Raw genomic sequence first — 24,768 nt, 5'->3', positions numbered from 1 at the left:
GGAATAGGGTTCGTTATTCGTGATAAGTTTTCTGCTAATAGGGGAATCAAGGGCGACAATAGAACCATGGCCACACCGCGTTTTGATGGCGTTGAGCTGTTTCTGCAAATCGTCGAAAGCGGCAACCTGACCGAGGCCGCCGAACGCCTGAATCTCACACGCTCGGCGGTTGGCAAGGGCCTGGCGCGATTGGAGGCACGCTTGGGCACGTGCCTGCTGCAGCGCTCCACCCGCCGCCAGCGTTTGACCGAGGACGGCCAGGCGTACTACGAACATTGCCTGCGGGCATTGGCGGAGCTCGAGGCTGCCGAATCGGTGCTGGAAAGCGGCCGGCAACAGCCACGCGGCCGCTTGCGGGCCAGCTTGCCGCTGGCCTTCGGGCACCACTACGCGGCCCCGGCATTGTGGGGATTGATGGCGCGTTATCCGGAACTGGAAATCGAGATCAGCTTCGCCGATCGGCTGGTGGACCTGGCACAGGAAGGCTTCGACGTCGCCGTGCGGATCGGCCCGCTCCCCGACACCGACCGCCTCAGTGCGCGTCGGCTGGGCGAGCAGGCCGTGGGACTGGCGGCGTCACCGGCGTACTTGCAGCGCGTTGGGCCGATTGAATGCATCGAAGACCTTGCCGGCCATCGCGGCATCGCCTACCGCAGCAGCACCCCGCACCGCAATCGCGTGGCCTCGCCGTTAATGATGGACGACCTCCAGGCTGTTGCCGATGCCGCCATCGCGGGCGTCGGCCTGGCTTGGTTGCCGAGTTGGTTGATTGCGCACTATGTGCTGCGTGGGAAGTTGGTCGCAGTATTGCCCGACTATCGCGAGCAACCTGCGCCCATCCATGTGATCTGGCCCACTGCCACGCATATGCCGGCCAAGACACGGTGTGCAATCGATGCATTGGTCGAAGCCACCCCCAGTTGCCTGGCGGGCAGTTAGAACCGGCGGGTCAGGGCGAGCATGCTATTAAGGCAAACGGGTTTGTTGTGGCGAGTGGGCTTGCCCCGCGTTGGGTTGCGAAGCGACCCCAGCTCTTTGTTTGAAAAGGCCGGGCCTGCTACGCAGTCCAACGCGGGGCAAGCCCGCTCGCCACAGGTGGTGTGTTGCTTGGGCAGTTAGAACGCGATGGAGGTCTGCACGTACACCGTGCGTGGCTCACCGACGTATTTGCCCTTGTTGTTATCGTCAAACGAGCGCGTGAAGTATTGCTTGTTGAAGATGTTCTTCACGCCGACCGCCACGTTCAAGTCCGACAGTTGCGGGCCGAAATCATAGGCCGCGCGGCTGCTGAACAGCATGTAGCCGGGGATGCGTCCGTTGGCGCCGTCGGCGGTCTCGGCCTCGGTGTTGGCGTTATCGGCGAACTGGCTGCTCTGGTAGCTGCTGTCCACATTGAGTTTCCAGCGCCCTTCGGTGTAACCCACGCCGAGGGTGCCTTTGTGCTTGGACGAGAAGGGCACGCGGTTGCCTTTGTTCGGGCCGTCTTCGCGGATGGTGGCGTCGACGTAGGCGTAGGTGGCGTACACATCGAAACCGGCCAACGCCGGGCTCAAACCATCGAGGGCGTAGTTGACGCTGGTTTCGATACCCTGGTGGCGTGTCTCACCCCGGGCGATTACCGAGTCGTTGGTCTGGTTGCTTTCATACTGGTTATCGAAGTTGATCAGGAACGCACCGATCTCCGCGCGCAAGGTGCCGTTGTCATAGCGGGTACCCAGTTCCCAGGTGCGGGCTTTTTCCGGTTTGACTTCACCGCTGGTGACGCGGTTGGGCATCTGGCTGTACTGCACGCTGCCGAATGAACCTTCGGTGTTGGCATACAGGTTCCAGTCGTCGGTCAGGTGATAGAGCACGTTCAACGCCGGCAGCGCGGTGTTGTAGTCGCCTTTGTATTTGACGTTGGTCAGATTATTGCTCTGCTGGGACTCGATCATCTCGTAGCGAATGCCCGGGGTGATGGTCCACTTGCCGATATCAATCCGGTCATCGACGAAGAACGCATTGGCTTCTGTGCCGCCACGGGTGTCGCGGTCGTTGCGGCTGTCAGTCGTGGGGATTTGCTGGTTGTTGGCTGAAATCGGCGTGCGGTAGCGCAACTCGTGGCCGGCTTCGTTGATGTAGCGGTAGCCGACGCCCACTTCATGGCTGGTCGGGCCGAGGTCAAAGCCTTGGGCGAAACGGGTTTCCACGCCGCGCACCCAATACTCACGCGGGGACAGCGACAGGAACGTGCCCTGGTCCAGATAACCGCTGCGCAGGGTCTTGGTGAAGAAACTGTTGACGGTGAATTCTCGACGATCCTGTTCGTAGCGGTAGCCGACGTTGAACATCGTGCGGCGGCCCCAGAATTTGTCGTAGGGGCGGGTGGACTGGTACGGATCGGCCTTGTAGTTCGCCACGTTCAAACCGCCGGGCATATCGGCCTGGCCTTCGTAGTACTGCGCCATGGCGTTGAAGCTATTGGCGTCGTCGAGCTGGTATTTGCCCTTGAGGATCAAATCGTCGATGCGCGTGTTGCTGTTTTCGCGCCAGTCGCCACCCCGGGTGCCGGAATACAGAATCGCGCCGCCAAGGCCATTGTCGGCCGTGCCGCCGGCCAGCAGGTTGCCGGCGGTCTTGAAACCGTCATGGCTGGATGACGGGCTGGTTTCAGTCTGCAAGCCGCCCTTGACCGTTGGCGCATCCGGGATCGCGCGGGTCACAAAGTTGACCACGCCGCCGACGTTCTGCGGGCCGTAACGCACGGCGCCGCCGCCACGTACCACGTCCACCGCGTCCATGTTGCCCATGCTGATCGGTGCGAAGGACAGTTGCGGCTGGCCATACGGCGCGAAGGGCACGGGGATGCCATCCATCAATACGGTGGAGCGCGACGCCAGGCGCGGGTTGAGTCCGCGAATGCCAAAGTTCAGCGCCATGTCGTGGCTGCCGGTGCCGTTGTTGTCCGGAGCGTTGACGCCGGGGATGCGGTTGAGCACGTCCTTGGCTTGGGTGGCGCCTTGGCGTTCGAACTCTTCGCGGCGGATCACATCGCGGGCGCCGGGGTGTTCGAACACATTGGTTTGTGCCGCATCGCCGAGCCAGTCGCCGACCACGCTGGAAGTCGCCAGCTCTACCGCAGCCGGTGCGTTTACCGGTTGCAGGCTGAAGGCGTTGTCACCTTCAGGGCGGGCCTCCAGGCCTGTGCCTTCCAGCAGTTTTTGCAGGCCTCCGGTGGTGCTGTAGCTGCCGGACAAACCACGGCTCTGCATGCCCGCCGTGATTTCGGAACCGAAGGAAATCAATACGCCGGCTTCGCGACCAAACTGATTGAGGGCCGCTTCCAGCGACGTCGGGGCAATGTGATAAGGCTTGGGGTCGGCGGCCATCACCGGGGGCAATACTGCGAAACTGAGGCAGGCGCCCAGTAACAGTTGGCGCAAGGTGCGGGCGATTAGGGTCGGCTGCTGGGGCATGAAGAGCGGTCCTGAGAAGGAAGGATCAAGGTGGCTTTCCTTCTCTGTCACGCGAGGTGTGGAAAACGGCTCACAGGTACATAAAATAATTTCAGGCGCGCGCCTGCACTGTCACCCAATAGCGGGTAAAGCGCCGCACTTTCACCGGCAGGCTGACTTCCAACAGGTTGAGAATGCGTTCGCTGTCGTCCAGCGGGTAGCTGCCGGAGATCAATAAATTGGCAACCTGCGGATCGCAATTGACCTGGCCGCGACGATAGCGGCCCAGTTCGCCGAGGAAATCTTCCAGGCGCATGTGTGCAGCCACCAGCATGCCGTCGGCCCAGGCGCCGCTGTTGGCGTCGGTGGGGCGCGGGGTGTCCCAGCCTTTGCGGGTGAAATTGACTTGGCGCGCCGCTTCGACTGTCAGCGGCAGGCCGCTGTAGGTGTTGGGCATCACCTCGACTTGGCCGTCGAGCACCGCCAGCTGGGTGTGGTCGTTGAACTGACGTACGTTCAGGCGCGCCGCTTGGCTGCTGAGCAGGCCCTGGCCGGTAAGGACGCGCAATGGCGTGTTGCCGGCGATGCCGTTCAGCATGATCTCGCCTTCGAGCAGTCGGATCAGCCGTTGCTGGCCATCAAAATGTACATCTACGGCACTGCCGGTATTGAGCTGCAACTGGCTGCCGTCGGCCAGTTGCACCTTGCGGCGTTGGCCCACCGGGCTGCGGTAGTCGGCGGTCAGGGGCGGCAGAATATGCTGCTGGCGCAGGCTCCAGGCGGCTGCCGAGCCAGCGCCGAGGATCAACAGCAACTTCAGCGCCTGCCGCCGGCTGGTAGACGTCGGCGCATTCAACGCGGCGTGAGCCAGGGGCGAGGGCATGCCGCGCAGGCGCTGGTTAACGCGCTGGATATGGTCCCAGGCGCGCTGGTGCTCGCTGTGGGCATTCAGCCAGTGTTGCCAGGCGGCCTGTTGGCGTGGGTTGAGCGCGCCTTGCTGCATTTCCATCAGCCAGCGCACGGCCTGTTCGGCGACTTGGGTCGAGACGTTCATAGGGCAAAGTAGCAGCGCATGGCGGCTTTATTCAGGTGGCGTTTGACGGTGGCAATGGAAATGCCCAGTTCAGCGCCGATCTGCGCGTAGGTCAGGCCATCGAGTTGGGCCAGCAGGAACGCGCGCTTGACCTGTGTGGGCAAGCCGGCGAGCAGTTGATCCAGCTCGACCAGGGTTTGCAGGATGATTGCGCGTTCTTCTTCCGACGGCGCCACGTGTTCGGGCATTTGTGCGAGGGCGTCAAGATAGGCGCGTTCGAGGTCCTGGCGGCGATAGAAGTTGAAGAGCACGCGCTTGGCCACGGTGGTGAGAAACGCGCGCGGCTCGACCAGCGTGGGCGTTTCTCTTGCAGTGAGTACGCGGACGAAGGTGTCCTGCGCCAGGTCGGCAGCACTTTCCGGGCAGCCGAGCTTGCGTCGCAACCAGCCGGTGAGCCAGTGGTGATGGTCGTTGTACAGAACTTCGACGGTGTTGGACGGGCTCAACGCAAACACTCCGCAAGCATCGGCATGCTTTAGAGAACAAGAATTGTTCGCATTGTATGGTCCGAGACCCGGTTCGGCAATCCGGCAGAGCAGGTGTTTCATCCGTTCTCTTTTGCTTATGAGAATATTTATCATTAATATTGCGCGCTGATGAACCTGGCGCCTCTCGCATGAAAAGCAAAACTTCGCTTCCCGCGCTCTACCGCTTGGCCGTCACCTCCCGCGTGCTGGCGGCCGTGGTCGGTGGCTATCTCATGGCCTCCCTCGCCGCCATCTGCCTGGCATTGTGGATGCCAACATCTCGCGCCGACGCCGTGATCACCGGGATGATGAGTTCATTTGTGTTCTATTTGCTGGCCGTACTCTGGTGCTTCGCCTGCCGTACGGCTTGGCGCGCCTGGTTTGGCGTGATGCTGCCGAGCGCAGTCTTTGCCGCTTTGGCGGGTGTGGGCTTGTGGATGGTGCGCACATGAAGGAGGGATTTCGCCAGGCCATGGCCTGGCTGCATACCTGGGCGGGCTTGATCTTCGGCTGGCTGCTGTTTGCGATTTTCCTGACGGGCACGCTGTCTTACTTCAAGGATGAGATCAGCCACTGGATGCAGCCCGAGGTCCAGGCTCATCCGTTGGACAATGCGCGCAGCCTCAGCGTCGCGCAAACCTACCTGCAGCAGGTGGCACCCACAGCGGTACGCTGGTTTATCGCCCTGCCGGATAGCCGCGACCCCGGCCTGTCGGTCATGTGGCAAGACAAGCTCGACCCCGGCCGCCGCGGCAATTTCATGCGCAAAACCCTCGACCCCGTCAGCGGCCAAGCCGTAGAGGCCCGCGAAAGCATGGGCGGGGATTTCTTCTACCGTTTCCACTTCCAATTGCAAATGCCGCACCCCTGGGGCCGCTGGCTGTCCACCCTCGCTGCGATGGTGATGTTCGTGGCGCTGATCACCGGCATCATCACCCACAAGAAAATATTCAAGGACTTCTTCACCTTCCGCCCCCGCAAAGGCCAGCGCTCCTGGCTTGATGGGCATAACGCGGTGGGTGTGCTCGTGCTGCCGTTTCACCTGATGATCACGTACAGCAGCCTGGTGATCTTTATGAGCATGGTGATGCCGGCGCCGATCATGGCCTCCTATGGCAACGATACCCGCGCATTTTTCAACGAGATATTCCCCGCGACCAACAACGCGCCGGCGTCGGGGCAGCCGGGCAAATTGGTGCCGCTGCTGCCGATGTACGAGCAAGCGCGGGCGCAATGGGAGGGTGGCCACGTAGGGCGGATCGGGGTGAATAACCCCGGTGATGTCAACGCGTCGGTCAATGTGTTCCGCGCAAGTTCCGACAGCGTGGTGCATGAATTCGACAGCATTGTGTCGTTTAACGGGCACACCGGCGAACTGTTGCGGGCCAGCGACGGGCAATCGTTGACCGCCATGGTCGGCGGCAGTTTCTACGGCCTGCACATGGGTCATTTCGCTGGGCCGGTGCTGCGCTGGTTGTACTTCATCTGCGGCCTGGCAGGCACTGCGATGATCGGCACCGGGCTGGTGATCTGGCTTGGCAAGCGCCAACTCAAACATGCCAAAACCGGTGTGATGCCGTTTGAGCTGCGACTGGTGGAAGTGTTGAATATCGCCAGCATGTCCGGTTTGCTGATCGCCATTGCAGCGTTCTTCTGGGCCAACCGCCTGCTGCCGGTGAGCCTCGCCGAACGCTCCGATTGGGAAGTGCAGACCTTCTTTATCGCTTGGGGCCTGAGCCTGTTGCACGCCATTGTGCGTCTTGGGCGCCAGGGTTGGGTCGAGCAATTGAGCGTCGGTGCGTTGTTGTTTGCCGCGGTGCCACTGCTCAACGCAATCACCACCGATCACCCTTTGGGCGTGTCCCTGGCCCGTGGTGACTGGGCGATGGCCGGCTTTGATCTGACCTGTCTGGGCAGCGGCGTGTTTCTCGCCTGGGCGGCGTGGAAGATGCACCACCGCACGGCACCGCAGCCCAAGGCTGAACGGGCGCGTCCGCTCAACCTCAAGCAAGAGGCCAATTGAATGTTCCTCGCGCTGCTGATGTGCTATGCCGGGTTTACTGCTCTGTGCCTGTCCACCGATCGCCATCACGGCGAACTGCTGCACAGTAAGCCATCACCTCGTCGACGCCTGGGTTTGCGTGTGGCTGGCGGTTTGCTGCTTGCCGTCGCGATCTGGCCCGCCGTGAGCGTGGCTGGCTGGGGCCTGGGATTGGTGGAGTGGTGCGCTGTATTGATGCTCAGCGCGCTGTTGCTGGTGTTGCTGTTGCCGTATCGGCCAAGGCTGGCCTTGATCCTCGCGGGCGCCGGCCTGCTGGCGAGCCCCGTTGCGGCCTTCGCCACCCTCTGAGCCCAAGCCATGATGATCAGCACCCCACCCGAATCCCAGGACAGCTCGCAAGCTGATGCGGCGGGTGGGCGTGCGCATTTTCTGCAGGTGTTTCTGTCCCAGCGTTCGCAGATGGAAGCCTTGGTGAGTCGACGTGTAGGCTGCCGCGCCACGGCGGCCGACCTGGTGCAGGATCTGTTTCTACGCTTCTGGCGCCGGCCGCTGGTGCAGGTCGAAGAGCTCAGCACCTACCTGCTGCGCTGCGCCGGCAATATCGCCATCGACCACCTGCGCAGCGAAGGCGCGCGGGTGCGCAGCAGCGAAGGTTGGTTGCCCGAGCAGCAGGACAACCAGGGCTCTGAACCCCAGGCCGCACTGGAAGCGGGTAACGACCTGCGCCATGTCGAAGCCGCCTTGCGCAGCCTGCCCGAGCGCACTCGGCAGATTTTCCTGCTCAACCGCATCCATGGCCGCAAATATGCGGAAATCGCCAAGGCCATGGGTCTGTCCCAAAGTGCCGTGGAAAAACATATGATGCGTGCCCTCGAAGCTTGTAAGGCCAGCCTTCGCGACCCATCGCCTCCACGCACGCCAGGGAAAGCACCGTGAACGTCACCCCCACGCCCGAGCAGGAACACGCCGCACTGGCCTGGCTGAGTCTGTTGCACGACCAACCCAGCAGCGGCGACCAGGCGACGTTCAGCCACTGGCTGCGCGCCAACCCGGCACACGTCGAGGCCTACGCCCAGGCCCAGGTGCTCTGGGAACTAAGCGAAGTACCTGCACGCGCCCTGGCGGAAGAAGAAGCCCTGGCATTGCAGGGCTACCTCAATACGATGAACACCGCGAAACGTTCACGTGTCGTGCGCTGGTCCGGCGCCCTGGCCATGGCTGCCTGCCTGCTGTTGATGGTGTCCATGGGCGCAGGTTGGCAGCCGTCGCGTTGGGTCGATGATTTCGGCGCCGATTACGTGACGGCGCCAGGAGAAATAAAAACCGTCACCCTGGCGGATCAATCTCAAGTCACCCTGGATGCGGACAGCGCGATTGCCGTGGATTTCAGCCATGGCGAGCGGCATATCCAGCTGCGTCGCGGCGCCGGTTTTTTCAGCGTGACCCACACCGGCGAGTCCTTTGTGGTGGGGGCGGGCAGCGGTGAAGCGCGGGTGCTCGGCACACAATTCGAAGTGCGCCTGCAACCAGCGGGCGCTCAAGTGACGGTGTTGTCGGGGCGGGTCGGCGTGACGCCGTCGAAGCAGGGCCAGCAGCAAATTCTGACGGCGGGCCAGCAAGTGGTTTACGCCGATGGCATTGCCGATCCCCTGCACGCTGTCGACAGCGAATCGCGCCTGGCCTGGCGCGACGGCTGGCTCAACTACTACAAGGCACCGCTCGCCGATGTGGTGAAGGATTTGGGGCGTTACTACCCTGGCCGCATCCTGCTGCTCAACGAAGATATGGGCGCCAAGCGGGTCAGTGGCAGCTTCCCGAGCAAAGACCCGCAGGCCGTGCTGAACGCGTTGCAGGCAGTGCTGGGGTTTGAACAGCACAGCCTGCTGGGACGGGTGATCGTGGTGCGCTGATTATTTCAACGCCGCCATGATCGCCTCAGGGTTGTAATCGCGAATCAGCGTCCCATTCACATCCACAAACGGAATCCCGCCACCGCCCAACGCCTCATACGCCTTGCGCGCAGGGGCGTCCTTCTCGATGTCGAAGGCCTGGTACGGAATACCTTTCTGATCCAGGAAGCGCCGGATCTGCTTGCAGTAGCCACACCACTCGGTGGCATAGAGCACCACCCGCGCCGAAGTGCGGACCTGCTCTGAAACCACCTGCGAGGGGTTGAATAGCCGCTCGATCTTGCCCCAGTTCTGGATAACCACCACCACCAGCAACACCAACAGGACTTTCTTGAGAACCCCGCCGAGCATCAGTTACGGCGCTTGAGCTGGTCAGTCAGTTGGGTCGGCAGGCCCTTGATGATTAGGGTGCCAGCGGCTTCGTCGTACTCAATCTTGTCGCCCAGCAGGTGCGCTTCAAAACTGATCGACAGACCTTCGGCGCGCCCGGTGAAGCGGCGGAACTGGTTAAGGGTGCGCTTATCGGCGGGGATTTCCGGCGACAGGCCGTAGTCCTTGTTGCGGATATGGTCGTAGAACGCCTTTGGTCGATCTTCATCGATCAAGCCCGACAGTTCTTCCAGGCCCATGGGCTCGCCTAGCTTGGCCTGGCTGCTGGCGTAGTCCACCAATGTTTTGGTTTTCTCGCGGGCGGACTCGTCCGGCAGGTCTTCGCTTTCCACGAAGTCGCTGAAGGCCTTGAGCAGGGTGCGGGTCTCGCCCGGACCGTCGACGCCTTCCTGGCAGCCGATAAAGTCGCGGAAGTACTCCGAGACTTTCTTGCCATTCTTGCCTTTGATAAACGAGATGTACTGCTTGGACTGCTTGTTGTTCTGCCACTCCGACACGTTGATCCGTGCGGCCAGGTGCAGTTGGCCCAAGTCCAGGTGGCGCGACGGAGTCACGTCCAGCTCGTCGGTTACCGCTACGCCTTCGCTGTGGTGCAGCAGGGCGATGGCCAGGTAATCGGTCATGCCTTGCTGGTAGTGGGCGAACAGTACGTGGCCGCCGGTGGAGAGGTTGGATTCCTCCATCAGCTTCTGCAGATGCTCAACGGCGGTGCGGCTGAAGGTGGTGAAATCCTGGCCACCCTCGAAATATTCCTTCAACCAGCCACTGAACGGGTGCGCGCCGGACTCGGCATGGAAGAAACCCCAGGCCTTGCCTTGTTTGGCGTTGTAGCTCTCGTTGAGGTCGGCAAGCATATTCTCGATGGCGGCGGATTCGGAGAGCTCCGAGTCGCGTGCGTGGAGAACTGCGGGCGTGCCGTCGGGTTTTTTGTCGATCAGGTGGACGATGCAATGACGGATCGGCATGGGCTTCTCGGCTGGTTGAAGGGGAGCGGTTGGCCTCCCCGAAAAGTCGCCCAGTGTACCGCACCCATTGGTCAAGACGCGCTTCGAAGGGCGTTTTGGGTGGGGTCCGACCGGGTATATTCCTTTTTTTGACGGTTTAGAGCGATAAAGCTGACCAAATGGGTAGGTAGAGGCGGATATTTCCCCGTCTCTGTGCTAGTTTTGCCCCGTCTTACGCCAAGTCTCGGCGTTAAGCGTGCATTCAGCATCTGTCAGGTCGAACCAATCCCCGTTTCAAGCATCTATAACCCCGTTCTCCGAGGTTATAAGCCTGGGGTGCCAGGCCTAGACGGTCGGGCTCGACGGCTGACACTGCACTCTGCAATCCATATGAATTTGATAGGGAAGGAACACCACAATGGCTATTACTAAAGACCAACTGATCGCTGACCTGGCTGAAGCAGTAGACGCACCGAAAACTACCGTGCGCGCTCTGCTGGACCAACTGAGCCAAGTTGTTGCTGATCAGCTGGAAAACGGCGGCGAAATCACTCTGCCAGGCGTTGGCAAACTGAAAGTGACCGAGCGTCCAGCCCGTACTGGCCGTAACCCTTCGACTGGCGCTGCCATCGAAATCGCTGCCAAGAAAGTTATCAAGCTGGTTGTGGCCAAAGGCCTGACCGACGCTGTTAACAAGTAAGACGCAGCAAAAAAAAACCGTGCTCCGGAGCAATCCGGGCACGGTTTTTTGTTGCCTGCGATTTATTAATCGCGAACCCAGCGTTGGCGCCAGATCTGCTGCTCGTTCTTGGTCTGGAAAGTCCATGCCACGAAACGGCTTTGCTTCTGACCCTGGGACATCTCCACCACCTGGCTTTCCAGCACGCCGGCTTTTTTCAGGGCTGTTTCAATGGCGGGCAAGTTCGATGCTTTTGATACCAGGGTGCTGAACCACAGCACCTTATGGGCAAAATTCGCGCTTTCAGCGATCAACTGCGTCACGAACCGCGCTTCACCGCCTTCACACCACAACTCGGCCGACTGGCCACCGAAGTTCAGCACCGGCAATTTGCGCTTGGGATCAGCCTTGCCCAGCGCGCGCCACTTGCGTTCGCTGCCCTTGGTGGCTTCGTCCATGGACGCATGGAAGGGCGGGTTGCACATGGTCAGGTCAAAGCGCTCGCCAGGTTCCAGCAGGCCCAACAGGATGTGCTTGGGGTTATTTTGCTGGCGCAGTTGAATGACCTTGCTCAGGTCGTTGGACTGCACGATGGCCTTGGCAGCGGCTACGGCGATAGGGTCGACTTCCGAGCCAAGGAAGTTCCAGCGGTACTCCATGTAGCCAATCAGCGGATAGACGCAGTTGGCGCCCATGCCGATGTCCAACACCTTGACGATGGAACCACGGGGAATCTTGCCGTCGTTGACGCTGGCCAGCAGGTCGGCGAGGAAGTGCACATAGTCCGCACGCCCCGGCACCGGCGGGCATAGGTAATCCTGCGGGATATCCCAATGCTGGATGCCATAGAACGACTTGAGCAACGCCCGGTTGAATACCCGCACGGCGTCAGGGCTGGCGAAGTCGATGCTTTCCTTACCGTAGGGGTTGAGGATCACGAATTTCGCCAGCTCCGGCGTGGTCTTGATCAGCGCCGGGAAGTCGTAACGGCCTGTGTGGCGGTTGCGCGGGTGCAGGGTGGCCTCTTTGCGCGGCGCGACGGGTTTGGCCGTGGCAGCGGTTTTAGGCTTCTTGCGCGGAGGTTTGGGCGTAGTGGGGGCGGTCATGTTGATTCTGGTGTTGGCTCAAAGTGGTGGGCATTGTCACACATCTTGAGCCTGACCCGGGCAAATGTGGGAGGGGGCTTGCCCCCGATGGCGGTGTGACAGTCAAAGATATTCAGGCTGATGCACTGCTATCGGGGGCAAGCCCCCTCCCACATTGACCGGGTTCGCAAATAAAAAAAGAGACCCGAAGGTCTCTTTTTTCACGCTGATTCCACCTTACAGGCTGGAAATCCGCGCATGTTGCTCCGCCAGCTTGCCCAGAGCCTGTTCGGCCTCGGCGAGCTTGGCGCGCTCTTTCTCGATCACTTCAGCTGGCGCCTTGTCGACGAATGCCGCGTTGGACAGCTTGCCGCCCACCCGCTGCACTTCGCCTTGTAGGCGCGCAATTTCTTTGTCGAGACGGGCCAGCTCTGCGCCCTTGTCGATCAAACCGGCCATTGGCACCAGCACTTCCATGTCGCCAACCAGCGCGGTAGCGGACAACGGTGCTTCGGCGCCATCAGCCAATACGGTGATCGACTCCAGCTTCGCCAGTTTCTTGAGCAGTGCATCGTTTTCGGTAAGGCGACGCTGGTCCTCGGCACTGGCGTTCTTCACGAACACCGCCAACGGCTTGCCCGGTCCGATGTTCATCTCGGCGCGGATGTTGCGCGTGCCGAGCATCAGGGTCTTGAGCCATTCGATATCGCTTTCAGCGGCTTCATCGATGCGTGCTTCATTGGCCACCGGCCAAGGCTGCAGCATGATGGTCTTGCCTTCGATACCGGCCAGCGGCGCGAGGCGCTGCCAGATTTCTTCGGTGATGAACGGCATGAACGGATGCGCCAGGCGCAACGCCACTTCCAGCACGCGTACCAGGGTACGACGGGTGCCGCGCTGGCGTTCGACCGGTGCGTTTTCGTCCCACAGCACGGGCTTGGACAGCTCCAGGTACCAGTCGCAATACTGGTTCCAAATGAACTCGTACAAGGCTTGCGCGGCCAGGTCGAAACGGAACTGGTCGAGTTGGCGGGTCACTTCGGCTTCGGTGCGTTGCAGCTGCGAGATGATCCAGCGGTCGGCCAGGCTCAGCTCATAGGCTTCGCCGTTCTGGCCGCAGTCTTCACCTTTATCCAGCACGTAGCGCGCGGCGTTCCAGATCTTGTTGCAGAAGTTGCGATAGCCTTCGACGCGGCCCATGTCGAACTTGATGTCGCGACCGGTAGACGCCAACGAGCAGAAGGTGAAACGCAGGGCGTCGGTGCCGTAGCTGGCGATGCCGTCAGCGAACTCGTCGCGGGTCTGCTTTTCGATCTTCTTCGCCAGTTTCGGCTGCATCAAGCCCGAAGTGCGCTTCTGCACCAGGGTTTCCAGGTCGATGCCGTCGATGATGTCCAGCGGGTCCAGGACGTTGCCCTTGGACTTGGACATTTTCTGGCCCTGGCCATCACGTACGAGACCGTGCACATACACGGTCTTGAACGGAACCTGCGGCGTGCCGTCCTCGTTCTTCACCAAGTGCATGGTCAGCATGATCATCCGGGCAACCCAGAAGAAAATGATGTCGAAGCCGGTCACCAGCACGTCGGTGGAGTGGAATTTCTTGAGGAATTCGGTCTGCTGCGGCCAGCCCAGGGTGGAGAACGTCCACAGGCCAGAACTGAACCAGGTATCCAGTACGTCGTTGTCCTGTTGCAGCGCCACGTCCGGGCCGAGGTTGTGCTTGGCACGCACTTCGGCTTCATCGCGGCCGACATAGACCTTGCCCGACTCGTCGTACCAGGCCGGGATGCGGTGGCCCCACCACAGTTGACGGCTGATGCACCAATCCTGGATGTCGCGCATCCACGAGAAGTACATGTTTTCGTACTGTTTAGGCACGAACTGGATACGGCCATCTTCTACGGCAGCAATCGCAGGCTCAGCCAGCGGCTTGGTGGACACGTACCACTGGTCGGTCAGCCACGGCTCGATCACGGTGCCGGAGCGGTCGCCCTTCGGCACTTTCAGGCCGTGGTCGTCAACGCTGACCAGCAGGCCGGCGGCATCGAAAGCGGCCACGATCTGCTTGCGTGCTTCGAAACGGTCGAGGCCGGCGTATTCGGCCGGGATCTTGCCGTCGATGCTTTCGTTCAGCGTGCCGTCCAGGTTGAACACCTGGCAGGCCGGCAGTACGGCGGCATTTTTATCGAAGATGTTCAGCAGCGGCAGGTTGTGGCGCTTGCCGACTTCGTAGTCGTTGAAGTCGTGGGCCGGGGTGATCTTCACGCAGCCGGTGCCGAATTCGGGATCGCAGTAGTCGTCCGCGATGATCGGGATGCGACGGCCAACCAATGGCAGGTCGACGAACTTGCCGATCAGTGCCTGGTAGCGTTCGTCGTTCGGGTTAACCGCGACGGCGGCATCGCCGAGCATGGTTTCCGGACGGGTGGTGGCGACGATCAGGTAGTCGTTGCCTTCAGCGGTCTTGGCGCCGTCGGCCAGCGGGTACTTGAGGTTCCACAGGAAGCCTTTCTCGTCGTGGTTTTCCACTTCGAGGTCGGAAATCGCCGTGTGCAACTTGGTGTCCCAGTTGACCAGGCGCTTGCCGCGGTAGATCAGGCCGTCTTCATGCAGGCGCACAAAAGCTTCTTTCACGGATTCGGACAGGCCGTCGTCCATGGTGAAACGCTCGCGGCTCCAGTCGACGGACGAGCCCAGGCGACGGATCTGACGGCTGATGTTGCCGCCGGACTGGTCTTTCCATTCCCAGATCTTTTCCAGGAATTTCTCACGGCCCAGGTCGTGACGGCTCTGGCCGGTGGCTTCGAGTTGGCGCTCCACCAGCATCTGGGTGGCGATACCGGCGTGGTCGGTGCCCGGTTGCCACAGGGTGTTACGACCCTGCATGCGGCGGAAACGGATCAACGCATCCATGATCGCATTGTTGAAGCCATGGCCCATGTGCAGGCTGCCAGTGACGTTCGGTGGCGGAATCATGATGGTGTAGGACTCGCCCGCACCTTGCGGAGCGAAATAGTTCTCGGACTCCCAGGTGTTGTACCAGGAAGTTTCAATAGCGTGCGGCTGGTAGGTCTTATCCATGCGCGGCGGGACCCTAGTTGGCATATATTCAGGAAAGCCGGCAAGTATAACGGGGGATAGGGCGCAGGGCGAGGCGAAGACGGGCTAAAGGCGTGCGCTGGTCGATGTGGGAGGGGGCTTGCCCCCGATGGCAATGTGTCAACCATACATGGGCTGGCTGATACACCGCGATCGGGGGCAAGCCCCCTCCCACAGGGGGTCTATGCACGGTTTAAGACTGGTACTGGCTGAGCAACCGTTCCATTCGCGCATCCATTCGGCGCTTGATCTCGGTTTCGATATGCGGGGCAAAGTCGTCGATCACGTCTTGCATGATCAATTGCGCGGCGGCGCGCAGTTCGTTGTCTAGATGCAGCAGCAGGGCGTCGGGGGGTTTCTCGGCAGCGGCGGCAACGGGGGCTGGTTCTACGACGGGCAGTTCGACCGGTGCCGGCGCAGGTTTGCCGCCCACCATGTCAAACAGCAACGGAATCTGTACCTCGCCGTCGACCGGTTCGGTCAGCAGCGGCGGTTGCAAGCCATCATCACCCAGCAACTGACGGATCGACTCCAGGTCGTCCAGCAGGTGGTCATCTTTTTTTACAGGGTTGGAAGTGTCCATCGTGTGCTCAAAGTCGTTGTAGCCGGTGATCTTGCAAAGGATAGCCCTGTTCGCGGTAGAAACGGAAACTCTCCCGCGCGGCCTGACGAATAGCCGGATCTTCCACCACCACTTCCGCCACACGGGCGAAGGCCTTGGCGAACGGCGGTACTTTCAGGTCCAGGTTGACCAGCAGGTCATGGTGATCGCCGCAGCTGTCACCCAGCCCCAGCACTATCAGACCTTCAGGTTCTGATTCGGCAGGGCCGTGTGGCACGAAGCTTTCACCCTTGAAGCGCCACAGGCGGGCGTCGAGCTCGTCGCGTTGAGCGGCATCGCTGCAGTGCAGGTAGATGCGATGGCCCATGCGCCAGGCTTTTTCGGTGAGTTTGCAGGCAAAGTCCAGGCGCGCGAGCGGGTCGGCGCTGGGCAATATATAGAAGTCGACTTGGGTCATTGCGGTTCCTGAGACCGGAGCGGCGTGATGGCCGCCCCGGCATCTTCAGTTTCAGGCCTTTGCGCGATCCAGCAGGTACTGGGTCAGCAGCGGAACCGGACGGCCAGTGGCGCCCTTGTCCTTGCCGCCGCTGGTCCAGGCCGTGCCGGCGATGTCCAGGTGCGCCCAGTTGAAGTTCTTGGCGAAGCGCGACAGGAAGCAGGCAGCGGTGATGGTGCCGGCTTTCGGGCCGCCGATGTTGGCGATGTCGGCGAACGGGCTGTCCAGCTGTTCTTGGTATTCATCGAACAGCGGCAGTTGCCAGGCGCGATCGTCGGCAGCCTTGCCCGCGCTGAGCAGTTGCTCGATCAGCTCGTCGTTGTTACCTAGCAGGCCCGACGTGTGGGAGCCCAGGGCAACGATGCACGCACCGGTCAGGGTGGCGATGTCGATTACGGCTTGCGGCTTGAAGCGCTCGGCGTAGGTCAGGGCATCGCACAGCACCAGGCGGCCTTCGGCGTCGGTGTTGAGGATTTCGACGGTCTGGCCGCTCATGGTGGTGACGATATCCCCTGGGCGGGCAGCGCCGCCGCTCGGCATATTCTCGGCGCAGGCCAGGATGCACACCAGGTTGATCGGCAGCTTGAGCTCCAGTACGGCACGCAGGGTGCCGAACACGCTGGCGGCGCCGCCCATGTCGTACTTCATCTCATCCATGCCCGCGCCCGGCTTGAGGCTGATGCCGCCGGTGTCGAAGGTGATCCCTTTGCCGACCAGGGCGTAAGGCTTCTCGGACTTCTTGCCGCCGTTGTATTGCATCACGATCAGGCGTGGTGGCTGGTCGCTGCCCTGGCCCACGGCGTAGAACGAGCCCATGCCCAGTTCCTTGATCTTTTTCTCGTCCAGCACTTCAACTTTCAGGCCCTTGAACTCTTTGCCCAGCGCCTTGGCTTGCTCGCCCAGGTAGGTCGGGTGGCAGATGTTCGGCGGCAGGTTACCCAAGTCGCGGGTAAACGACATGCCGTTGGCAATCGCGGTAGCGTGGGTTACGGCGCGCTGAACTTCAGCCTGCGCGGCCTTGATGGTCAGCAGGGTGATTTTCTTCAGGGCGCGGGGTTCGGCTTTCTGGCTCTTGAACTGGTCGAAGATATAGCCGCCGTCCACCAGGGTCTCTGCCAGCAGGCGCGTCTTGCCGTAGCTGTCGCGGCCTTTGACCACGATTTCGTCGAGAGCCAGTGTCGCATCGCCACCGCCCAGGCCCTTCAGGGTGCTGAGGATGCCGCTGATGATCTTGCGGAACGGGCGGTCGCCCAGCTCAGCGTCTTTGCCCACGCCGACCAGCAAAACGCGGTCGGCCTTGAGGTTAGGCAGGCTCTGCAACAGAAGGCTCTGACCGACTTTGCCGGCCAGGTCGCCGCGCTTGAGCACGGCGCTGATGGCGCCGCCGCTGAGTTCGTCGAGTTGCTTGGCGGCCACGCCGAGCTTGCGGCCTTCGCCGATGGCGACCACGAGGGTGGCGGTTTTCAACGTTTCGGGGCTAACGCTTTTTACAACCAATTCCATTTTCGGGTCCCTTATAAAGGTCTGAGAGCCTGGTATTTGTATCCAGGCTTTAAAGCGTGGCAGCTGTGTAAACCGCCAGCGACAAAGGCCGCAGTTTGAACCTCGCCGGCGGAGCCTGACAACCCTTCGTACGCGCTTTGTACCCGCGTATGAGGTTGCGCAGTGACAGGCGCGGTCAATCACAGGATAATGCGCCATCTTTTTAATCGGCCCTGCGTAAAGGGGCTGACTCGGTATGCTTGCTTGTTTGGCCGCCTTAGCCTGACAACCCTGGAGTGTCTGGTTTGATTGTCTTCCGTTATCTATCCCGCGAAGTCCTGTTGACCCTGAGTGCCGTGAGTGCGGTCCTGTTGGTCATCATCATGAGTGGTCGTTTCGTCAAATACCTGGCCCAAGCCGCTTCGGGCGCCCTGGATCCAGGCTCGTTGTTCCTGATCATGGGCTTTCGCCTGCCGGGGTTCCTGCAACTGATCCTGCCGCTGGGCCTGTTCCTCGGGATCCTGTTGGCCTACGGTCGTTTGTACCTCGAAAGCGAAATGACTGTGCTCTCGGCCACCGGCATGAGCCAGCAGCGTCTGCTCGGCATGACCATGATCCCGGCAGCCGGCATCGCGCTTATCGTTGCCTGGCTGAGCCTGAGCCTGGCCCCCCAGGGCGCCATGCAGTTCCAGCTGGTGCTGAACAAGCAGGACGCGATGACCGAGTTCGACACCCTTGAACCGGGCCGCTTCCAGGCACTCAATGACGGCACGCGGGTCACCTATACCGAAACCCTGACCGAAGACCGTGCCAACCTGGGCGGGGTGTTCATCTCCGAGAAGCGCCTGGGCCAGGACAAGAAAGACCGTGGCATCTCCGTGCTGGTGGCCGAGTCCGGTCGCCAGGACGTGCGTCCCGATGGCAGTCGCTACCTGATCCTGGAGAACGGCTATCGCTATGACGGCAGTCCCGGCCAGGCCGACTACCGCGCCATCAAGTACGACACTTACGGCGTGTTGCTCGCCCGTCCGGATGTCAGCGACGAGGTGACTGACCGCGACGCCATCCCCACGAAGGATTTGTTCGGCAGCAAGGAACTGCGCTCCATTGCCGAGCTGCAATGGCGTATTTCTCTGCCACTGCTGGTGTTTATCGTGACCTTGATGGCCGTGCCATTGTCGCGCGTCAACCCACGTCAGGGCCGCTTCCTCAAGCTGTTGCCAGCGATCCTGCTGTACATGGCTTACCTCACCATTCTGATTTCCGCTCGCGGCTCCCTGGAGAAGGGCAAGCTTTCGCCGACCCTGGGGTTGTGGTGGGTGCACGGGATCTTCTTGGTGATCGGCCTGGGCCTGCTCTACTGGGAACCTATCCGTTTGAAAATGTTGAGCCGTCGCGGCCAGAAGGAGTTGGCTCGTGGCTAAGCTCGATCGCTACATTGGTAGCAGCGTCCTGATCGCCATTCTGGCGGTTCTGGGCATCATCCTGGGTCTTGCCTCGTTGTTCGCCTTCATCGATGAAGTGGGCAACGTGAGCGACACCTACACCGTGTGGGATGTACTGAGCTACGTGGCACTCACCGCGCCGCGTCGGCTCTACGACATGATGCCGATGGCTGCGCTGATCGGCTGCCTGATCGGCCTGGGCAGCCTGGCCAGCAACAGCGAGCTGACCATCATGCGTGCTGCCGGGGTGTCCATCGCCCGTATCGTCTGGGCGGTGATGAAGCCCATGTTGCTGCTGATGCTGTGCAGCGTGCTGATCGGTGAATACGTCGCGCCGCCGGCCGAAACCACCGCCCAAGCCAACCGCGCCCTGGCGCAGGGTTCGGGCGATGCGCAAAGCGCCAAGCATGGCCTGTGGCATCGCCAGGGTGATGAGTTCATCCACATCAACGCCGTGCAACCGGGCGGCCTGTTGATCGGTGTGACGCGTTACACCTTTGATAAAGAACGTCACATGCTGTCGTCCAGCTTCGCCAAACGTGCGCAGTACAGTGGCGAAAAATGGCAACTGACGGACATCACTACCACTCACTTCCGCAATGTCGGCCAAGGCACCAAGGCCAGCACCGAAGTGGTCAATGAGCCAAGCGAAGAGTGGGACATCGCTCTCAAGCCGGAATTGCTCAACACCGTGGTGATGATTCCGGAAAGCCTGCCTATCTCTGGGTTGTGGAGTTACATCCACTACCTCAAGGAGCAAGGGCTGAACAACGGTCGTTACTGGCTGGCGTTTTGGGTCAAGGTGTTGCAGCCAGTGGTAACCGCCGCGCTGGTGTTGATGGCGATCTCGTTCATCTTCGGCCCATTGCGTTCCGTGACCCTGGGTCAGCGTGTGTTTACTGGCGTGTTGGTGGGCTTCACATTCCGCATCGCCCAGGACCTGCTCGGCCCGTCGAGCCTGGTATTCGGTTTCTCCCCTCTGTTTGCGGTGCTGGTGCCGACCGCCATCTGCGCCCTGGCCGGGTTCTGGCTGCTGCGCCGAGCTGGCTGATACCGCGCTTATGCACAAAAAATGCCCCGCTCGAATGAGTGGGGCATTTTTGTTCTGGTCAGCAAAGATGACGTCTGGCCGAAGCTTCAGGTACAATTCCCGGCTATTTTTCAGCGGGCAATCTGCCTGCAGCCTTTTTGAGTGTTGATCCGTGAGTGATTTGAGTCATATCCGCAATTTCTCCATCATCGCCCACATTGACCATGGTAAGTCGACGCTGGCCGATCGATTCATCCAGATGTGCGGCGGCCTTGCCGAGCGTGAAATGGAAGCCCAGGTACTGGATTCCATGGACCTCGAACGCGAGCGCGGGATCACCATCAAGGCCCACAGCGTTACTCTGTACTACACCGCCAAAGACGGTATCAAGTACCAGCTGAACTTCATTGACACCCCGGGCCACGTCGACTTCACCTATGAAGTCAGCCGTTCCCTGGCGGCCTGCGAAGGTGCGCTGCTGGTGGTGGACGCGGGTCAGGGCGTTGAAGCCCAGTCCGTGGCCAACTGCTACACCGCCATCGAGCAAGGCCTGGAAGTGATGCCGGTGCTGAACAAGATCGACCTGCCACAGGCCGATCCGGACCGCGTCAAAGAAGAAATCGAAAAAATTATCGGCATCGACGCCACCGACGCCGTCGAGTGCAGCGCCAAGACCGGCCTGGGCGTTGACGAAGTGCTCGAACGCCTGGTCAAGACCATTCCTGCCCCCACCGGCAACTACGAAGATCCGCTGCAAGCGTTGATCATCGATTCCTGGTTCGACAACTACCTGGGGGTTGTTTCCCTGGTACGTGTACGCCACGGCCGTGTGAAGAAGGGCGACAAGATCCTGGTCAAGTCCACCGGCAAGATCCACCTGGTGGACAGCGTCGGTGTATTCAACCCGAAACACACTGCAACCACTGATCTGAAAGCCGGTGAAGTAGGTTTCATCATCGCCGGTATCAAGGACATCCACGGTGCGCCGGTGGGTGACACCCTGACCTTGAGCTCCACCCCTGACGTCGACGTGCTGCCTGGCTTCAAACGCATCCAGCCGCAGGTTTACGCCGGTCTGTTCCCAGTCAGCTCCGATGACTTCGAAGACTTCCGCGAAGCGCTGCAGAAGCTGACCCTCAACGACTCGTCGTTGCAGTACACCCCGGAAAGCTCCGACGCCCTGGGCTTCGGTTTCCGTTGCGGCTTCCTCGGCATGCTGCACATGGAGATCATTCAGGAGCGCCTTGAGCGCGAATACGACCTGGACCTGATCACCACAGCGCCAACGGTTATTTTTGAGCTGGCGCTGAAAACCGGTGAAACGATTTATGTAGATAACCCGTCCAAGCTCCCAGACCTGTCTTCTATCGAAGACATGCGTGAGCCGATCGTGCGCGCCAATATCCTGGTGCCGCAGGAACACCTGGGCAACGTCATTACCCTGTGTATCGAAAAACGTGGCGTGCAGCACGACATGCTGTTCCTCGGTACCCAGGTGCAAGTGACCTACGATTTGCCGATGAACGAAGTGGTCCTGGACTTCTTTGACCGTCTCAAATCCACCAGTCGCGGCTATGCTTCGCTGGATTACCATTTCGATCGTTACCAATCGGCTAATCTGGTGAAACTGGATGTGTTGATCAACGGCGACAAGGTTGATGCCCTTGCACTGATCGTGCACAAGGACAACGCGCACTACAAAGGTCGCCAGTTGACCGAGAAGATGAAAGAACTGATTCCGCGCCAGATGTTCGACGTCGCGATCCAGGCCGCTATTGGCGGGCAGATCATTGCACGGACCTCCGTCAAGGCTCTCAGAAAGAACGTACTGGCCAAATGCTACGGCGGTGACGTAAGCCGTAAGCGCAAGCTGCTTGAGAAGCAAAAGGCCGGTAAAAAACGCATGAAGCAAGTGGGCAACGTGGAAATTCCACAAGAAGCCTTCCTTGCGGTGCTCAGGTTGGATAGTTAGGTCCTATGTCGCTAAATTTCCCGCTGTTGCTGGTCATCGCCGTTGCCGTTTGTGGTCTCCTGGCGTTGCTCGATCTGGTGTTCTTCGCCCCGCGTCGGCGGGCGGCTATCGCGTCCTATCAGGGCAGCGTCAGCCAGCCCGATGTCGTGGTGATCGAGAAGCTGAACAAAGAGCCTTTGCTGGTTGAGTACGGCAAGTCGTTCTTCCCGGTGTTGTTCATCGTGCTGGTGCTGCGTTCGTTTCTGGTGGAGCCGTTTCAGATCCCTTCGGGTTCGATGAAACCTACCCTGGACGTGGGCGACTTCATCCTGGTGAACAAGTTTTCCTACGGGATTCGCCTGCCGGTGATCGACAAGAAGGTCATCGAAGTCGGTGATCCGCAGCGCGGTGATGTGATGGTGTTCCGCTATCCAAGCGACCCGAACGTCAATTACATCAAGCGTGTGGTGGGGCTGCCGGGCGACGTGATTCGCTACACCAGCGACAAGCGCCTGTTGATCAATGGCGAGTCGGTGGCCGAGAAACTGCTCGGTTCCGAACCGAACAGCCTGGGCAGCGCCGAGCTGTACCAGGAAAAACTCGGTGCGGTAGAGCACGAAATCCGCAAGGAAATGAGCCGCTACCGCGCCATGCCTGATGGAGAGTGGAAAGTGCCAGCCGGGCACTATTTCATGATGGGCGACAACCGTGACAACTCCAACGACAGCCGCTACTGGGATGACCCGAGCATTCCCAAGGAGCTGCTTGGCATGGTTCCCGACCAGAATATCGTCGGCAAGGCCTTCGCGGTCTGGATGAGCTGGCCGGAACCCAAGCTCAGCCACCTGCCGAACTTCTCGCGGGTCGGGCTGATCAAGTAATACAAGCGGCGCTGTGAACACAGCGCCGACTGCTTTTCTGGGGCTTGGACAATTCCGGCTCCAGGCTGTAACCATCAGGATTTGAATTTGAACACTGCGTCAATCGTCGATGGCCGCCGGTGCCACCCACTAGATATGCAGCAACTAGGTATGGATAAACCGTGACCGTTTCGCTAAGTCGTTTAGAGCGCCAGCTCGGCTACACCTTCAAGGATCAGGAATTGATGATCCTTGCCCTCACACACCGCAGCTTTGCAGGGCGTAATAACGAGCGCCTGGAATTCCTCGGTGACGCCATTCTCAATTTCGCCGCCGGTGAGGCGCTGTTCGAACGCTTCCCGCAAGCGCGCGAAGGCCAGCTGTCGCGATTGCGCGCACGTCTGGTAAAGGGTGAGACCCTGGCCGTACTGGCCCGTGGTTTCGGCCTGGGTGAGTACCTGCGCCTGGGGTCGGGCGAATTGAAAAGCGGTGGCTTCCGTCGCGAGTCGATCCTGGCCGATGCCCTCGAAGCCTTGATCGGCGCGATTTACCTCGATGCAGGTATGGAAACGGCCAAGGAGCGCGTGGTCGCCTGGCTGGCTTCGGAGATTGAAAGCCTTACGCTGGTCGACACCAACAAAGATCCCAAGACCCGCCTGCAGGAATACCTGCAGTCCCGTGGTTGCGAACTGCCACGCTACGAAGTGGTGGATATCCAGGGTGAGCCCCATTGCCGCGTGTTCTTCGTGGAATGTGAAATCACCTTACTGAATGAAAAAAGCCGAGGTCAGGGTGTGAGCCGTCGTATTGCCGAACAGGTAGCGGCCGCTGCAGCACTGATTGCCCTGGGCGTGGAGAATGGCCATGACTGATTCAACCGCAACACGCTGTGGCTATGTTGCCATCGTTGGCCGCCCGAACGTGGGCAAGTCCACGCTGCTGAACCACATCCTCGGTCAGAAGCTCGCGATCACCTCGCGCAAGCCTCAGACCACTCGCCACAACATGCTGGGCATCAAGACCGAAGGCGCCGTGCAAGCGGTCTACGTCGACACCCCGGGTATGCACAAAGGTGGCGAGAAAGCCCTGAACCGCTACATGAACAAGACCGCATCGGCGGCGTTGAAAGACGTCGACGTGGTGATCTTCGTGGTCGACCGCACCAAGTGGACTGACGAAGACCAGATGGTCCTTGAGCGTGTGCAGTACGTAACCGGCCCGTTGATCGTCGCGCTGAACAAGACCGACCGCATCGAAGACAAAGCCGAACTGATGCCGCACCTGACCTGGTTGCAGGAGCAACTGCCGAACGCCCAGATCATGCCTATCTCGGCCCAGCACGGCCATAACCTCGAAGCCCTGGAGCGCGTGATCGCTGGCTACCTGCCGGAGAACGAGCACTTCTTCCCGGAAGACCAGATCACCGACCGCAGCAGCCGCTTCCTCGCCGCTGAACTGGTCCGCGAGAAAATCATGCGCCAGATGGGTGCTGAGCTGCCGTACCAGATCACCGTCGAAATCGAAGAGTTCAAGCAACAGGGCAAGACCCTGCATATCCATGCGCTGATCCTCGTCGAGCGTGACGGCCAGAAGAAAATCATCATTGGCGACAAGGGCGAGCGCATCAAGCGCATCGGCACCGAGGCGCGCAAGGACATGGAATTGCTCTTCGATTCCAAGATCATGCTCAACCTGTGGGTGAAGGTGAAAGGCGGCTGGTCCGATGACGAGCGCGCTCTGCGTTCCCTCGGTTACGGCGACCTGTAAGAACACCGCAGGGCAAAAAATGTGGGAGGGGGCTTGCTCCCGATGGCGGTGAGTCAGTTAATAAATAAG

General features: G+C 60.5%; 23 protein-coding genes. 13 read left to right on the top strand and 10 right to left on the bottom strand.

All coding sequences use genetic code 11. From position 1 onward, the window contains the following. Positions 1-66 precede the first annotated feature (66 nt). Complete coding sequence (locus tag AB4N82_RS04590; RefSeq protein ID WP_122755636.1) at positions 67-939, top strand: LysR family transcriptional regulator; 873 nt, start codon at positions 67-69, stop codon at positions 937-939. A gap of 176 nt (positions 940-1,115) precedes the next feature. On the opposite strand, the gene fecA is transcribed toward AB4N82_RS04590, so the two are convergent. The 3 genes from fecA to AB4N82_RS04575 form a co-directional block, all read right to left on the bottom strand. Further along, a complete protein-coding gene (fecA, locus tag AB4N82_RS04585) occupies positions 1,116-3,455 on the bottom strand; it encodes a TonB-dependent Fe(3+) dicitrate receptor FecA (protein WP_122764776.1) in 2,340 nt (779 codons plus the stop codon). Between the two features lie 91 nt (positions 3,456-3,546). Further along, entirely contained in the window at positions 3,547-4,488 is a 942-nt protein-coding gene (locus AB4N82_RS04580; RefSeq protein ID WP_032886417.1) for a FecR domain-containing protein, read from the bottom strand. Continuing rightward, a complete protein-coding gene (locus AB4N82_RS04575) occupies positions 4,485-4,973 on the bottom strand; it encodes a sigma-70 family RNA polymerase sigma factor (RefSeq protein ID WP_122680321.1) in 489 nt (162 codons plus the stop codon). Before AB4N82_RS04575 ends, AB4N82_RS04580 begins: the two co-directional genes overlap by 4 nt. Before the next feature lie 170 nt (positions 4,974-5,143). Here AB4N82_RS04575 and AB4N82_RS04570 point away from each other — a divergent pair, with 170 nt between their 5' ends. Genes AB4N82_RS04570 through AB4N82_RS04550 form a run of 5 tightly spaced genes read left to right on the top strand, consistent with a single transcriptional unit; the run spans position 5,144 to position 8,906 of the window. Beyond that, positions 5,144-5,446 (top strand): DUF3649 domain-containing protein, encoded by a 303-nt coding sequence (locus AB4N82_RS04570; RefSeq protein ID WP_032886421.1) that lies wholly within the window; start codon positions 5,144-5,146, stop codon positions 5,444-5,446. Continuing rightward, entirely contained in the window at positions 5,443-7,017 is a 1,575-nt protein-coding gene (locus AB4N82_RS04565) for a PepSY-associated TM helix domain-containing protein (RefSeq protein ID WP_122764777.1), read from the top strand. Before AB4N82_RS04570 ends, AB4N82_RS04565 begins: the two co-directional genes overlap by 4 nt. After that, positions 7,018-7,344, top strand: a complete 327-nt coding sequence (locus tag AB4N82_RS04560) for a DUF3325 domain-containing protein (protein WP_095183910.1) — start codon at positions 7,018-7,020, stop codon at positions 7,342-7,344. A gap of 9 nt (positions 7,345-7,353) precedes the next feature. Further along, a complete protein-coding gene (locus AB4N82_RS04555) occupies positions 7,354-7,932 on the top strand; it encodes an RNA polymerase sigma factor (RefSeq protein ID WP_032886425.1) in 579 nt (192 codons plus the stop codon). Next, positions 7,929-8,906 (top strand): FecR family protein, encoded by a 978-nt coding sequence (locus AB4N82_RS04550; protein ID WP_122764778.1) that lies wholly within the window; start codon positions 7,929-7,931, stop codon positions 8,904-8,906. The genes AB4N82_RS04555 and AB4N82_RS04550 overlap by 4 nt, the downstream gene beginning before the upstream one ends. Here the strand turns inward: AB4N82_RS04550 and AB4N82_RS04545 are convergent, their stop codons facing one another. After that, positions 8,907-9,257 carry a glutaredoxin family protein gene (locus tag AB4N82_RS04545; protein ID WP_032886428.1) on the bottom strand — a complete coding sequence of 117 codons (351 nt, stop codon included), beginning with the start codon at positions 9,255-9,257 and terminating at the stop codon, positions 8,907-8,909. After that, positions 9,257-10,261 (bottom strand): nucleoid-associated protein YejK, encoded by a 1,005-nt coding sequence (yejK, locus tag AB4N82_RS04540; RefSeq protein ID WP_032886429.1) that lies wholly within the window; start codon positions 10,259-10,261, stop codon positions 9,257-9,259. The genes AB4N82_RS04545 and yejK overlap by 1 nt, the downstream gene beginning before the upstream one ends. Before the next feature lie 397 nt (positions 10,262-10,658). Between yejK and AB4N82_RS04535 the strand changes: the two genes are divergently transcribed. Beyond that, entirely contained in the window at positions 10,659-10,940 is a 282-nt protein-coding gene (locus tag AB4N82_RS04535) for an HU family DNA-binding protein (protein WP_003188840.1), read from the top strand. A 65-nt stretch (positions 10,941-11,005) separates the two neighbouring features. Here the strand turns inward: AB4N82_RS04535 and rlmF are convergent, their stop codons facing one another. The 5 genes from rlmF to AB4N82_RS04510 all read right to left on the bottom strand — a co-directional run bounded on the left by rlmF (position 11,006) and on the right by AB4N82_RS04510 (position 17,667). Beyond that, positions 11,006-12,025, bottom strand: coding sequence for a 23S rRNA (adenine(1618)-N(6))-methyltransferase RlmF (rlmF, locus tag AB4N82_RS04530; RefSeq protein WP_095183912.1), 1,020 nt, complete (start codon positions 12,023-12,025; stop codon positions 11,006-11,008). A 216-nt stretch (positions 12,026-12,241) separates the two neighbouring features. After that, positions 12,242-15,088: a valine--tRNA ligase gene (locus AB4N82_RS04525; protein ID WP_032886432.1), complete on the bottom strand. Its 2,847-nt coding sequence runs from the start codon at positions 15,086-15,088 to the stop codon at positions 12,242-12,244. Between the two features lie 211 nt (positions 15,089-15,299). Then, positions 15,300-15,689 (bottom strand): DNA polymerase III subunit chi, encoded by a 390-nt coding sequence (locus tag AB4N82_RS04520; protein ID WP_122764779.1) that lies wholly within the window; start codon positions 15,687-15,689, stop codon positions 15,300-15,302. Between the two features lie 7 nt (positions 15,690-15,696). After that, on the bottom strand, positions 15,697-16,125 hold the full coding sequence (locus AB4N82_RS04515) for a DNA polymerase III subunit chi (RefSeq protein WP_095183913.1): 429 nt from the start codon (positions 16,123-16,125) through the stop codon (positions 15,697-15,699). A 51-nt stretch (positions 16,126-16,176) separates the two neighbouring features. Continuing rightward, positions 16,177-17,667, bottom strand: a complete 1,491-nt coding sequence (locus AB4N82_RS04510; protein ID WP_099601187.1) for a leucyl aminopeptidase — start codon at positions 17,665-17,667, stop codon at positions 16,177-16,179. A gap of 284 nt (positions 17,668-17,951) precedes the next feature. On the opposite strand from AB4N82_RS04510, the gene lptF reads away from it, so the two are divergent. The 6 genes from lptF to era all read left to right on the top strand — a co-directional run bounded on the left by lptF (position 17,952) and on the right by era (position 24,699). Beyond that, complete coding sequence (gene lptF, locus AB4N82_RS04505; protein ID WP_032886439.1) at positions 17,952-19,070, top strand: LPS export ABC transporter permease LptF; 1,119 nt, start codon at positions 17,952-17,954, stop codon at positions 19,068-19,070. Continuing rightward, complete coding sequence (lptG, locus tag AB4N82_RS04500) at positions 19,063-20,142, top strand: LPS export ABC transporter permease LptG (protein WP_122764780.1); 1,080 nt, start codon at positions 19,063-19,065, stop codon at positions 20,140-20,142. Before lptF ends, lptG begins: the two co-directional genes overlap by 8 nt. Before the next feature lie 151 nt (positions 20,143-20,293). After that, entirely contained in the window at positions 20,294-22,093 is a 1,800-nt protein-coding gene (lepA, locus tag AB4N82_RS04495) for a translation elongation factor 4 (RefSeq protein WP_003210439.1), read from the top strand. A 5-nt stretch (positions 22,094-22,098) separates the two neighbouring features. Beyond that, positions 22,099-22,953: a signal peptidase I gene (gene lepB / locus AB4N82_RS04490; RefSeq protein WP_032886444.1), complete on the top strand. Its 855-nt coding sequence runs from the start codon at positions 22,099-22,101 to the stop codon at positions 22,951-22,953. 161 nt (positions 22,954-23,114) lie between these two features. After that, positions 23,115-23,804 carry a ribonuclease III gene (gene rnc / locus AB4N82_RS04485; RefSeq protein WP_032886446.1) on the top strand — a complete coding sequence of 230 codons (690 nt, stop codon included), beginning with the start codon at positions 23,115-23,117 and terminating at the stop codon, positions 23,802-23,804. Next, the gene (era, locus tag AB4N82_RS04480; protein WP_032886448.1) at positions 23,797-24,699 is read left to right on the top strand and encodes a GTPase Era; all 903 of its coding nucleotides are present in this window, start codon (positions 23,797-23,799) and stop codon (positions 24,697-24,699) included. The genes rnc and era overlap by 8 nt, the downstream gene beginning before the upstream one ends. Positions 24,700-24,768: the final 69 nt, after the last annotated feature.

Source organism: Pseudomonas sp. H1_D04, from assembly GCF_054683855.1.
Note: the sequence above shows the minus strand (reverse complement) of the source record. Positions and strands in the feature narration are given on the sequence as shown.

Coding starts and splice junctions, on each gene's coding strand:
- AB4N82_RS04580 (WP_032886417.1), bottom strand. CDS start 4,488: ATGAACGTCTCGACCCAAGTCGCCGAACAGGCCGTGCGCTGGCTGATG.
- AB4N82_RS04515 (WP_095183913.1), bottom strand. CDS start 16,125: ATGACCCAAGTCGACTTCTATATATTGCCCAGCGCCGACCCGCTCGCG.
- AB4N82_RS04510 (WP_099601187.1), bottom strand. CDS start 17,667: ATGGAATTGGTTGTAAAAAGCGTTAGCCCCGAAACGTTGAAAACCGCC.
- fecA (WP_122764776.1), bottom strand. CDS start 3,455: ATGCCCCAGCAGCCGACCCTAATCGCCCGCACCTTGCGCCAACTGTTA.
- AB4N82_RS04560 (WP_095183910.1), top strand. CDS start 7,018: ATGTTCCTCGCGCTGCTGATGTGCTATGCCGGGTTTACTGCTCTGTGC.
- AB4N82_RS04525 (WP_032886432.1), bottom strand. CDS start 15,088: ATGGATAAGACCTACCAGCCGCACGCTATTGAAACTTCCTGGTACAAC.
- era (WP_032886448.1), top strand. CDS start 23,797: ATGACTGATTCAACCGCAACACGCTGTGGCTATGTTGCCATCGTTGGC.
- AB4N82_RS04545 (WP_032886428.1), bottom strand. CDS start 9,257: ATGCTCGGCGGGGTTCTCAAGAAAGTCCTGTTGGTGTTGCTGGTGGTG.
- AB4N82_RS04570 (WP_032886421.1), top strand. CDS start 5,144: ATGAAAAGCAAAACTTCGCTTCCCGCGCTCTACCGCTTGGCCGTCACC.
- lepB (WP_032886444.1), top strand. CDS start 22,099: ATGTCGCTAAATTTCCCGCTGTTGCTGGTCATCGCCGTTGCCGTTTGT.
- AB4N82_RS04590 (WP_122755636.1), top strand. CDS start 67: ATGGCCACACCGCGTTTTGATGGCGTTGAGCTGTTTCTGCAAATCGTC.
- AB4N82_RS04555 (WP_032886425.1), top strand. CDS start 7,354: ATGATGATCAGCACCCCACCCGAATCCCAGGACAGCTCGCAAGCTGAT.
- AB4N82_RS04565 (WP_122764777.1), top strand. CDS start 5,443: ATGAAGGAGGGATTTCGCCAGGCCATGGCCTGGCTGCATACCTGGGCG.
- rlmF (WP_095183912.1), bottom strand. CDS start 12,025: ATGACCGCCCCCACTACGCCCAAACCTCCGCGCAAGAAGCCTAAAACC.
- AB4N82_RS04535 (WP_003188840.1), top strand. CDS start 10,659: ATGGCTATTACTAAAGACCAACTGATCGCTGACCTGGCTGAAGCAGTA.
- AB4N82_RS04520 (WP_122764779.1), bottom strand. CDS start 15,689: ATGGACACTTCCAACCCTGTAAAAAAAGATGACCACCTGCTGGACGAC.
- yejK (WP_032886429.1), bottom strand. CDS start 10,261: ATGCCGATCCGTCATTGCATCGTCCACCTGATCGACAAAAAACCCGAC.